General features: G+C 33.3%; 13 protein-coding genes and 2 tRNA genes. 8 read left to right on the top strand and 7 right to left on the bottom strand.

Translation table 11 applies throughout. From position 1 onward, the window contains the following. Positions 1 to 86 precede the first annotated feature (86 nt). Entirely contained in the window at positions 87 to 980 is an 894-nt protein-coding gene (locus EUBIFOR_RS02805) for a WYL domain-containing protein (RefSeq protein ID WP_208853789.1), read from the top strand. Positions 981 to 1333: 353 nt separating this feature from the next. Here EUBIFOR_RS02805 and EUBIFOR_RS02810 read toward each other — a convergent pair whose 3' ends face one another. Continuing rightward, complete coding sequence (locus tag EUBIFOR_RS02810) at positions 1334 to 1804, bottom strand: hypothetical protein (protein ID WP_003864398.1); 471 nt, start codon at positions 1802 to 1804, stop codon at positions 1334 to 1336. Between the two features lie 108 nt (positions 1805 to 1912). Here EUBIFOR_RS02810 and EUBIFOR_RS02815 point away from each other — a divergent pair, with 108 nt between their 5' ends. After that, positions 1913 to 2950 (top strand): M42 family metallopeptidase, encoded by a 1038-nt coding sequence (locus tag EUBIFOR_RS02815; RefSeq protein WP_003864399.1) that lies wholly within the window; start codon positions 1913 to 1915, stop codon positions 2948 to 2950. Here EUBIFOR_RS02815 and EUBIFOR_RS02820 read toward each other — a convergent pair. Next, the gene (locus EUBIFOR_RS02820; protein ID WP_003864400.1) at positions 2937 to 3812 is read right to left on the bottom strand and encodes a Cof-type HAD-IIB family hydrolase; all 876 of its coding nucleotides are present in this window, start codon (positions 3810 to 3812) and stop codon (positions 2937 to 2939) included. The two genes, EUBIFOR_RS02815 and EUBIFOR_RS02820, sit on opposite strands and share 14 nt — an antisense overlap. 107 nt (positions 3813 to 3919) lie before the next feature. Between EUBIFOR_RS02820 and EUBIFOR_RS02825 the strand changes: the two genes are divergently transcribed. The 4 genes from EUBIFOR_RS02825 (at position 3920) to EUBIFOR_RS02840 (ending at position 6022) form a co-directional block, all read left to right on the top strand. Continuing rightward, positions 3920 to 3995, top strand: a tRNA-Asn gene (locus EUBIFOR_RS02825). A 121-nt stretch (positions 3996 to 4116) separates the two neighbouring features. Next, positions 4117 to 4192, top strand: a tRNA-Asn gene (locus EUBIFOR_RS02830). Between the two features lie 54 nt (positions 4193 to 4246). Next, the gene (locus EUBIFOR_RS02835) at positions 4247 to 4609 is read left to right on the top strand and encodes a DUF4186 domain-containing protein (protein ID WP_003864401.1); all 363 of its coding nucleotides are present in this window, start codon (positions 4247 to 4249) and stop codon (positions 4607 to 4609) included. A 102-nt stretch (positions 4610 to 4711) separates the two neighbouring features. Continuing rightward, positions 4712 to 6022, top strand: a complete 1311-nt coding sequence (locus EUBIFOR_RS02840; protein ID WP_050755931.1) for a threonine/serine exporter family protein — start codon at positions 4712 to 4714, stop codon at positions 6020 to 6022. An 11-nt stretch (positions 6023 to 6033) separates the two neighbouring features. Here the strand turns inward: EUBIFOR_RS02840 and EUBIFOR_RS02845 are convergent, their stop codons facing one another. After that, positions 6034 to 6783 carry a DUF4866 family protein gene (locus tag EUBIFOR_RS02845; protein WP_040466103.1) on the bottom strand — a complete coding sequence of 250 codons (750 nt, stop codon included), beginning with the start codon at positions 6781 to 6783 and terminating at the stop codon, positions 6034 to 6036. 184 nt (positions 6784 to 6967) lie between these two features. On the opposite strand from EUBIFOR_RS02845, the gene EUBIFOR_RS02850 reads away from it, so the two are divergent. Continuing rightward, positions 6968 to 7837, top strand: coding sequence for a LysR family transcriptional regulator (locus EUBIFOR_RS02850; RefSeq protein WP_003864404.1), 870 nt, complete (start codon positions 6968 to 6970; stop codon positions 7835 to 7837). Positions 7838 to 7845: 8 nt separating this feature from the next. On the opposite strand, the gene EUBIFOR_RS02855 is transcribed toward EUBIFOR_RS02850, so the two are convergent. Beyond that, positions 7846 to 8871, bottom strand: a complete 1026-nt coding sequence (locus EUBIFOR_RS02855) for a YeiH family protein (RefSeq protein WP_003864405.1) — start codon at positions 8869 to 8871, stop codon at positions 7846 to 7848. 102 nt (positions 8872 to 8973) lie between these two features. On the opposite strand from EUBIFOR_RS02855, the gene EUBIFOR_RS02860 reads away from it, so the two are divergent. Then, entirely contained in the window at positions 8974 to 9849 is an 876-nt protein-coding gene (locus tag EUBIFOR_RS02860) for a LysR family transcriptional regulator (protein WP_003864406.1), read from the top strand. Here EUBIFOR_RS02860 and EUBIFOR_RS02865 read toward each other — a convergent pair. The 3 genes from EUBIFOR_RS02865 to EUBIFOR_RS02875 are packed head-to-tail and all read right to left on the bottom strand — an operon-like array spanning position 9842 to position 11113. Further along, positions 9842 to 10327: a GNAT family N-acetyltransferase gene (locus EUBIFOR_RS02865; RefSeq protein ID WP_003864407.1), complete on the bottom strand. Its 486-nt coding sequence runs from the start codon at positions 10325 to 10327 to the stop codon at positions 9842 to 9844. The two genes, EUBIFOR_RS02860 and EUBIFOR_RS02865, sit on opposite strands and share 8 nt — an antisense overlap. Positions 10328 to 10330: 3 nt before the next feature. Continuing rightward, on the bottom strand, positions 10331 to 10645 hold the full coding sequence (locus EUBIFOR_RS02870) for a TfoX/Sxy family protein (RefSeq protein ID WP_003864408.1): 315 nt from the start codon (positions 10643 to 10645) through the stop codon (positions 10331 to 10333). Positions 10646 to 10654: 9 nt separating this feature from the next. Beyond that, on the bottom strand, positions 10655 to 11113 hold the full coding sequence (locus tag EUBIFOR_RS02875; RefSeq protein WP_040466182.1) for a GNAT family N-acetyltransferase: 459 nt from the start codon (positions 11111 to 11113) through the stop codon (positions 10655 to 10657). Positions 11114 to 11278 lie beyond the last annotated feature (165 nt).

Below are 11278 nucleotides of genomic sequence, written 5' to 3' on the forward strand. Positions count from 1 at the left end.
CTCAATACAATTCTATTCTAGAGGACGCGAACCGGTTTCAAATCTGCAACAAAAACAAACCAAACATAAATCGATTTATTAATATATTGATTCGAAATTATCATTCTGATTTTGAATGCACAAAACTAAATCCTATAAAGGATTATATTTCCGTAGTAGATACCGTTTATGATCAAACTATACAGATTAAATTAAAAACAATGTTTTATGATATTTCTCTAGAGTCTAGTGGCGAAAAGAAAAATAAAACTATATCATTTAAACCTCAAAAAGATATCTCCGTATTATTAGATAATATCCAATCTAATTTCATCACTCCACTCAACTTGAGCTTTCCTATATACATTAGAATGTTGATTGATTCTTTTTTTCAATTACCAATATATAAAAGAGAAATCTACTTATTTAAAGAAAACTATTCAAAAATACAAAATGCGATTGATCAACAAAAATCAATTTCCATTAAAACAAAGGATAATAGTATTTTTGAAATGAAGCCTTACCTAATTATGGAACATAAAGAAAAAATATATAATTACGTGATTGGAAAAGTTAGAAACAATCAAAATGATTGTTATGAAATCGCAACAAGAAAATTAATGAATATTACTGAAGTGTCTGTTCACTTCAGTAGTGAATCTGACATTACATTTTCCGATACAGATTTCAAAACTTTTCATAAAATGATTAAAAATGGTGTTCAATTCAAATATGGAGATAATGAAGAACCTATTATTATTCTATTTAATCAAAAAGCATATGAACTATTTAAAATTAGATATTTAAATAAACCTATGCCAATAAAAACAACACAATTAGAAAATAATGAATATCTATTAGAGTTTGATTGTTCCTATTTCCAGGCAAAAACCTTTTTCTATATTTTTGCAGAAGACATAAAAATCATCAGTCCACAGGTTTTGGCAACAGAATTTAAAAATTCCTATTTAAATGCTGCAAACCAATACAATCAAAAATAAAACGGCAAAATAAAAAGCGCTAACCACCCACTCACAACGGATTTAGCGCTCTGCGTTATCTAAACAGATAACTTTCATATCCTCATGCTTTCGATCCCAAGGATAAAGGAAAAAACGTAGCTTTTCTTCCTCTTTATTATACCAATTTAAGTTGTGACAAACAATATTAGATTACTTTTTTTAAAAAATTTTGATTTTTAATAATCTTTTCACATTGGACCTTTATAATGGAAATGACTACTAGATATGTAGGGTGGTTTTCATGAATTAATCTACCTCCAAAGTCTTTTAATTCCAAAGACGTACGCAAATTCAAGTTTTTGTCTTAGGCACTCTAACATATCTAGTAGTCTTTACTGATTCACACCTCGATATAGAGATGTCATTTCTGAATTTCCCTTTAATTCTGAAGCCATATATTTAACTAAGAATAAGTCTTTATCAAAATTAGAAGCCAATTCTTTCTGGTAAATCATCATGTCCTTATCTTTATAATAAGCACCCTTTTTATCTGTAATTAATACAACTCTAAGATTGGGATATTTATTTAACAATAATTCTAGAAGTCTTTGTTCATCCTGAATTCCATTTTCTAATTTACTCGCATATTCTTTATTCACAAATATTGTATTTACTTTAGTTAAATCAAGATGTCTAATTTCTTTATCCACCATATGTAAATATACCGTACTTGATTCATTTAAATAGTTTTCTAAATCTTCATCATTATTATCAATAAATACTGTCTTACAATTCTCATTATGTTCCACTTGAAACTGTTTAAATAAATCCTTTAAATTTTCTTCTCTTACATTTAATTCCATACAATTAGCCTCCTTTCTTGTACAATAGCACAAAATGAAAAAAAATTTGAATACATTGTTTAGAATTTGTATAAAAGCGTATAATACATACAGGAGGAGTTTTAAAATATGCAACCATTTGATAAAGAATACGTTTGTGGCATTGCCAAACAAATTTTGAACATTGATTCACCAACAGGCTACGCAAAAAGAGCCATCGATTTCATGGATGAAGAAGCCAAAAAATTAGGCTATACAACAGGACGCAACCAAAAAGGAAACTTGTTGATCTATGTAGACGGAAAAGATTCTGAACACACATTAGGATTGAGTGCTCACCTAGATACATTAGGACTTATGGTTCGTTCCATTAAAGACAATGGAAAACTTGCCATTACTAAAGTCGGAGGCCCATGCTTACCAACATTAGACGGAGAATATTGTAAGATTTATACTCGTGATGGAAAGGTATATACAGGAACGATTCTTTCATGTTCACCAAGCGTACACGTATATCCAGATGCTTCAACATTAGAAAGAAAAGAAGATACAATGGAAGTTCGCATTGATGAAGTTGTTCACTCAAAAGCAGATGTTGAAAAATTAGGTATCTGCAACGGAGACTTCATTTGTATTGATACAAAAACACAAATTACAGAAAGTGGATTCATTAAATCTAGATTCTTAGACGATAAGATTTCAGCTACAGCCTTAATGGGCGTACTAAAATACTTAAAAGACAACAACATTACACCTCAAAGAGACTTAGTCATTATGTTCAGTACATATGAAGAAGTGGGTCATGGAGCAAGTTGTTTACCAGAAGAAGTCGAAGAATTATTAGCCGTAGACATGGGATGCATCGGTACAGATTTAGCTTGTACTGAACAAGATGTTTCAATCTGTGCAAAAGATTCAAGCGGACCATACGACTACGAAATGATTACACGTCTAGTTGAACTATCAAAAGAAAACAAGCTTAATTATGCCGTTGATATCTACCCACAATACGGTTCAGATGTCAGTGCCGCATTACGTGGTGGTAACGACATCAAAGGAGCCTTGATTGGCCCTGGTGTTCATGCTAGCCACGGAATGGAAAGAACACACTATGATGGTGTAGAAAACACAATGAAGCTTGTTGTTAGCTATATCACAAAATATTAAAATCCTTTAAAGCAGCTACAATTCCCTGTTCCACATTGGACTTGGTCACATGAGCTGCTTTTTCTTTTACATAATCCAAAGCCTGACCCATCGCAAAACTATGAGTTACAACACCAAACATACTCACATCATTTTCACCATCACCAAATGTGAAGACTTTATCCTTATCCCAACCAAACATATCCATCATACGAACTAAAGTAGCTCCCTTACTATATCCTTTAGGCAATACTTCAAGTTCTCTAGGACAAGTACGGAACACTTCATATTGATCTTTAAATTCATTTTGAATATCCAAAGCCAATTGGGTAGTTACCTCTTCATCCTCAATTGTCTGAATCTTATTTACAGGATATTGAATTTCACTAAGATTTTTAATATAAGTAATCTTAGGATAGCCATCACGCATATCTGCAAGCCAAGACCAAGGACCACCCGTCCAAGGAAAATCCTCTGGATATTCTTGTGAATTTCTTAATACTTTTTTCTTTTCCATTATATGATCTGGAATATAATCAAATAATCCATCATTAAACACAGCCATTGTCTCACAATTTTTATGCATCAAATACGCAAAGACAGGCTCAACATCTTCCTTATACATCTGTTTTAAAACATGACGCTCATCCTTTTGAACATCATAATACGCAATACCATCTACCTCTAACAAATAGCCACCATATACATCCATCTCTAATTCTTTAGCATATGAAAGTAATCTTGTATAACTTCTTCCACTGGCAAGTACTAGCTTAGTTCCCTGCTTTTGACAAGCAATCAAAGCCTCTTTTGTTTCCGGTAAAATCTTATTATTTGGATCCAATAAAGTACCATCCATATCCATTACAATCGCATCTAACATAGTTCATTCCCCCATTTAAAAAATAATATATCATAATTTTATAAAAAGTACTTGCATAACACAACATCTTTTGGTATTATATACAGGCAGTCAAGTGAAAAACAAATGCCTGAATAGCTCAGTCGGTAGAGCATCCGGCTGTTAACCGGCAGGTCACAAGTTCGAGTCTTGTTTCAGGCGCCACTTGATTATAAAACCAGCAATGCTGGTTTTTTTTATGTCTGTTTAAAAAAAATTAAAAAAAATACTTGCATAACTCTAGTTCTTTTGGTATTATATTTAGGTAGTCAAGTGAAAAACAAATGCCTGAATAGCTCAGTCGGTAGAGCATCCGGCTGTTAACCGGCAGGTCACAAGTTCGAGTCTTGTTTCAGGCGCCACTTGATTATAAAACCAGCAATGCTGGTTTTTTTTATTATATATAAGGAGCAGTTATGACAGAATCCGAATGGTTTGAACAACTTTTTAATCGCTTATCCCACTCCAAATTTAGGAGCCGTTTTCATCTGAAACAAAAAGATAAGGAATATATACAAACTAAAGGAATGGACACCATTGAAAAACATGCCATAGATTTTGTTGAAAAAAGATTAGCTCCAGCCTATATACCCAACGATGGTAAACAAACACCATTTAAAGGACACCCTATATTCATTGCCCAACATGCTACTGGCTGTTGTTGTAGACAATGTCTATACAAATGGCATAAAATCAAGCCAAATCAGCCACTAGGCCCTAGACAAATGGCCTACATCGTTAAAGTATTAATGACGTGGATTCATAAAGAGGTCGATTAATTTGACTTCTTTTTTTAGTTGACTATACTATTCATGGAATTAAATATCGAATATATATTTATACTATGTATATTATATATAAATGATATAGGAGATGATCTTATGAACAACCACATGGACATTCCATGGCATGAATATACGAACAAAGATTCAAAAGTCAAGATTGAAAATGCAAGTCTTACAGAAAAATCTTCCGTTATAGGAAGAATTGGATTGATGCTTCTAGCCTGTGGTACAGGTGCCTGGCGAGTCAGAAGTTCAATGAACACCATTGCTAGTGAACTAAATATTACATGCATTGCCGACATTGGACTTACAAATATTTCCTACACATGCATTGATGGAATTAAGTCCCATGCCCAATCTTTGTCTTTACATAATACAAGTGTGAACACATCCAAACTTGCACGTATGGAAGACTTTGTCTATCACTTTAAAGACGAATGTAAAACATGCACATGCAATGAGATTCACAATCAATTAGACCAAATCGAAAGCATTCACTCTAGCTACTCCCCCATTATTCTAGGATTAGCTGCAGCCCTTGCCTGTAGTTGTTTTACCTTTCTACTTGGAGGAGGCCCCATTGAAATGCTTTGTGCCTTTGTAGGTGCGGGACTTGGCAATACACTTCGAATGAAACTCATCAAACATAACTACACCCTATTTTTAAATGTCGCTGCCAGTGTTTCATTAGCCTGTCTTGCGTATGCCTTATTATTTAATTTTCTAGAAACCTGTTTTGGCATAGCCACACAACACGAAGCTGGATACATCTGTTCTATGCTTTTCATCATTCCAGGCTTTCCCTTCATTACAAGCGGTATTGACTTAGCTAAATTAGATCTTCGTTCTGGTATTGAAAGACTTGCCTATGCCATTATCATTATTTTAGCTGCCACACTTACTGCATGGATCTGCGCTTTAGTCTTACATCTGCAACCCGTTGATTTTGTAAAGCTACATATTTCAACATCCACCAAATTACTATTAAGACTATTAACCAGTTTTGGAGGCGTATTCGGATTCTCCATAATGTTTAACAGTTCAAAAAAAATAGCCGCCAGTGCCGGATGCATTGGAGCCATCGCAAACACATTGCGACTAACACTTGTCGATTTATCTTTACCTGCTGCAGCCGCAGCCTTTATTGGCGCATTAACAGCCGGACTACTTGCCTCTATGATTAAAGGAAATACAGGATATCCTAGAATTGCCATAACCGTACCATCCATTGTGATTATGGTCCCAGGCCTATATATGTATCGAGCTATCTATAATCTCGAACTTGCATCCACCATGTCAATTGGAGCTAACTGGCTCATTCAATCTTTATTGATTGTTTTGGCCCTTCCAATGGGACTTATATTTGCCCGTATCTTAACCGATCCCTCATTTCGATATTGTACATAAAAATGCTGAACTTAATCGTTCAGCATTTTTTGTATACATTCATATAAAATACTATTTGAAACTTCAATATTCTTCTCTAAATTATGTTCAAAATGTGTAAATGGTAAGAACACACCTACACAATACTTTCCTTTAAAATCCCCACAATAGAAGAATGCATTATACAACAAATCTTCAAGCTTCATCATAGAATCCCACAAGCCAGAATAAATTTGTGCATCACTTAACTTTTCATGAACCTCTTCAGGCATTTCTTGAACAACTAAGATACCTAAATGCGATTCATTTTGAATAGTTTGAATGGACATGTCCTCTTTAAAGCTATGCTGTTCTAAAAAGCCATACGCTAAATACAAATTCTTCTTCACTATTTTATTAAACATATGCTTCTTTAAATCTGGGATATGAATATCACTTTCTATAATATTTCCATTTTCATCACTTAAAAGAATCGGATTCTCTTTTCCCTTATCGTTAAATCGCAATGGAATTAAGAATGCATTCCGTAATAAGTCAAACATACTATTGCCGCATACAGCCATTAAAAATGCCGACAGATCTTTGTTCTTGTATGCAGTAAATAAGGCATTGGTAAATACTTGTTTATCTACAAGTACCCTTTCTTCTTCTACACCTGAATCCTCATCACAGGCAATACCTTCATAAAAGGCATCCATTAATCGTTTACAGGCTCTAGGATCCTTGGCAATTTTATCAAACAAAGCCTCTGCCTTTTCTTCCCTAGGAAAAATTGTTGGCATGATTCTCACTTCTTTTCTAGTCCTTTGGGCAAACAGATACAAGAAGTCTTCCTTTAACACACTTTTTGTATCTGTTTTTGATGGCTTGCCTACTCAGACTAAAAGTATTATACTAACACCTATAAAATATGTGAAATGTATATTTTAAATATGCATTATATAAAAATTATATGGAGGTTATACAATGACACTAGACTATTACCGTATTTTCTATTATGTAGCTAAATACAAAAGCTTTTCAAAAGCCGCAAAAATCCTGCATAACAACCAGCCTAACATTTCAAGAACTATGAACAACATTGAAAGTGAATTTGGATGTAAGCTTTTAGTACGCTCCCATTCCGGTATTACCCTAACACCTGAAGGTGAACAACTCTATGAACATGTTGCGATAGCCATTGAACAACTTTACCAAGGAGAAAGTGAAATCCTTTCAAATAAAACCTTAGAACATGGACATATATCAATTGGTGTAAGTGAAACAGCTCTAAATATCTTTTTATTATCCAAACTTGAACAATTCCACAAAGCCTATCCACAAGTCAAAATCAAATTATCCAACCATTCCTCTATTCAAGCTGTTGATGCCTTAGAAAAAGGAATTGTCGATATTGCCGTAGTCACAAGTCCAATCAACATCAAAAAGCCATTACATACTACTTCACTCTACTGCTTTGAAGAAATATTAATTGGTGGAAAAGAATACGAAAACTTAAGCAATGAAATTCTAGACATTCAACAAATCTCTAATTATCCATTTATTACTTTAGGCAAAAACACAAGTACATATACCTATTATTCAAACTTGTTCTTAAATCAAAAAATCCCTTTTCATACCGATTTAGAAGTGGCTACTGCCGATCAAATACTTCCATTAGTCAAACACAACCTTGGCATTGGATTCTATCCTAAAGAATTAATTTCTAAGGATTCTGATATTTTTGAAATTCATACAAATATAAAAAATCCTGAACGAGATATTCTTCTTGTCCAGGATGCAAGTCGTGCAACCAATATTGCCACACAAAAATTTATTGACACGATTTCTTTATAATTCAAAGTTTACCAAATATGCATTACATGCTGCATCACTAAACTTACAATTGTGATACCACACCAACATGTTGCACCAACCGCAATTGGCTTTCCACCCGTTTTGATCAACTGAATTACATTGCTGTTAAGTCCAATGGCTGCCATAGCCATAATGATCAAAAACTTAGATAATTCTTTAAGTGGTGCAAATACACTAGAGTCTACTCCTAAATTTACACAAATCGTTGTAAAGATTGCTGCCAAAATAAAATAAAGTATAAACATTGGAAAGGCACGTTTCAAACTAAAGTTTGATGCTTGTCTTTCTTTTTTAGCACGAACAAAAGATAGTCCAAGTGTAATTGGAATAATCGCAAGAGTACGAGTCAACTTTACTGTTACTGCCTTATTTAATGTAGCACTACCAAGACCCCACATACTATCCCAAGTAGAAGCTGCAGCCGTTACACTTGATGTATCATTAATAGCTGTTCCTGCAAAAATACCAAAGGCATCGCCATGCATTGTATCAAAGCCAAGTGCTTTTCCTAACATTGGAAAGAAAATAGCGGCTAATACATTAAAGAAAAAGATAACTGCGATAGATTGGGCAATCTCATCATCATCCGCACCAATAACAGGTGCCGTTGCCGCAATGGCAGAACCCCCACAAATCGAAGAACCAACACCAACAAGTATTGATGTATTTGTAGGTACTTTCAAAACTTTCTTCATGATCCACGCAAGCACAAGCGATGTCGTAATCGTACAAAGAATAATCGGTAAAGACTGCTTACCCGTTTCAAAAATAACACCTAAATTCATTCCAAATCCAAGTAATACAACAGCCGTCTGTAAAACTATCTTAGAAGTCCATTTAATACCAGCTTCTGCTTTTTGTTTATCATTCCAAAACATCGCGATAATCATACCTGCAAGAATTGCAATGATAGCACCACCAATGACTGGAAACATCTTTCCAATGATCCATGATGGAATCGCAATTAAAAGACAAATTAAAATGCCTTTTCCATATTTATTTACAAAATTCATTTAAAATTCCCTCCATGCGAAGAATTGTATCACTATACAACAATAAGGTAAAATTATATAATTATATCGAACAATAATTATTTCTTATCAATAGAGGTACCTATGCTAGATTATCGAACAAAAACATTTCTTACTGTATGTAAAACTTTAAATTTTACAACAGCCGCCAAACAATTAAATATCACTCAACCTGCCGTATCACAACATATTCATTTCTTAGAAAAACAATACAATACCACATTATTTGCATACAAAAATAAAGAGTTATCACTAACTCCTTCCGGTGAAATACTATATAAGCATCTATTAGCTATGAAAAATAATGAACAAGCCATAATGAATGAAATCAACAATATCACATCCAACATTGAAACACTATCCATTGGAGTCACTATGACTATTGGTGAATATGCGATTATTGATAAATTGGCAAACTTTATTCAAAACCACCCAGAAATCAACATCCACCTTCACTATGGCAACACATCTAAACTACTCGAATTACTCGATCAAGGTCAAATCAGTATGGCCATTGTCGAAGGTAATTATCCAAAAGAAAACTATTCCCACATAAAATATAGCACAGAAGACTATATTGCCGTCTGTGCTACATCCCACCATTTCACAAAAGAACCCCATACCATTCACGATCTAATATCTGAGCATCTTTTAGTTCGCGAAAAAGGTTCTGGAACAAGAAATATTCTTGAACAAAGCCTAATTGCCCATGGTTTACATATTTCAAATTTCACACATTATACACAAGTTGAAAATATGCATACCATCATGAATCTATTGAAAAAAGATTGTGGAATTTCTTTCCTATATAAGATAGCTGTAGAAAAAGAATTAAAATCAAAAGAACTCAAAGAAATTACTTTAGATGATTTTAAACTACAACATGACTTTGATATCATCTGGCAAAAAGAAAGTATCTATGCCCATAAATATCTGTCAATCAGTAAAGAATTTATTTAATAGTTCGATTCGCAAGTACTACACGATCTTCTTTTATAGGACAAAAACCATTCTTAATCCAAAAATGTTCAGCTTGAAGATTTCCATTTATCCAACCTAAGCGAACTTCCTTATATTTAAGTGTTGCTAAATATTCAATAAGTTCATTGACTATTGCGCTTCCAATCCCATTCTTTTGTACATTGATATCCATCATAAAGAATCCAATGAACACAATATCCTTTTTGGGATATCCATCAATTAAATCAAGGACTGCGATTAACTTCTCGTTCTTAAAATATCCCACATAATACTTATCTTTAATATCAATATTGCCTGGAAGAGTCATCATATCCGATTCAACACTCTTTCTTGTCACATAAGGAGGACAATATTGATAATATAAGTGATTTTTACTACAAAAACCATATATTTGATCAATATCATTCTTTTGTAGTTTTCTAACAAAATATTTCTTGGAAAATAGTAACTCATTCATAGTTTATTTCTTCTTTTTTGGATTTGGAAGCTCATCATACATCACTTGAAACAAGCCTTCCAAAAATTCTTGGTTATCCACTTCATCTACCAACAACATTTCTTTAGCCCCATCATATGGTAATTCATATCGAACTTTTGACATATAACGAATTGCGGTTTCTACAGGCTTAACAAGTAATCGATCATCATATATACCACCAACAATTTTTCCTCGATAATAGAGGATATATTCTTTCATCATAGCTCGATACGTAATTTCTTCTAAATTGGATAGTTGCCCTAAAATAAAATCTAAATATTCTTTAGTTGATGCCATTTTGTCACCTCATATTGCCATAACATAGATTTGACAAGGATTGTTTTCATCCCACAACGAATTCAGAACTTCAAATTCTTTAAATCCTAACGAAATATAAAATCGATTTGTACGATCATAATCTTCATACATTCCCATCTTCACTGTTTTTACCTGGATAAACGAATATCCACGTTCCTTTATACTTTCCTTTGCGTATTCAAATAGTGCTCTTCCAATTCCTTTACGATGATATTCTTTTAATACACCCATTACAGCTAGTTCAACCGTATCTTTACCCGTTTGTTTAAGATACAAAAATCCAACAACCTTATCCTTTTCAATAGCACAAAAGAAATCTTTTCCTACACTATCAAGAATATATTCTTCTCTTGCTTCTACAATTCCAAACCACTCAGGCAACGCTTCTAATATAGCTCTTGTGATTTTCTTTTTATCTTCATCATTTATAACTTTAATAATCTTCATATTCATACTTCCTTTACTCATCGTTAAACGATTGTTGTAATATTTCTTTTTCATCATCGACTATACAATGAATTTATTTAACTTCCTTTAAAATTTCTTCAGCAGTGACTCCAAATAGCTTAGCTAAAGCCATTAGATTCGTTGTACTTGGATCCGATGCACCAG

This window comes from Holdemanella biformis DSM 3989 (assembly GCF_000156655.1).
In the GTDB taxonomy this organism is placed as follows: Bacteria; Bacillota_I; Bacilli_A; order Erysipelotrichales; family Erysipelotrichaceae; genus Holdemanella; species Holdemanella biformis.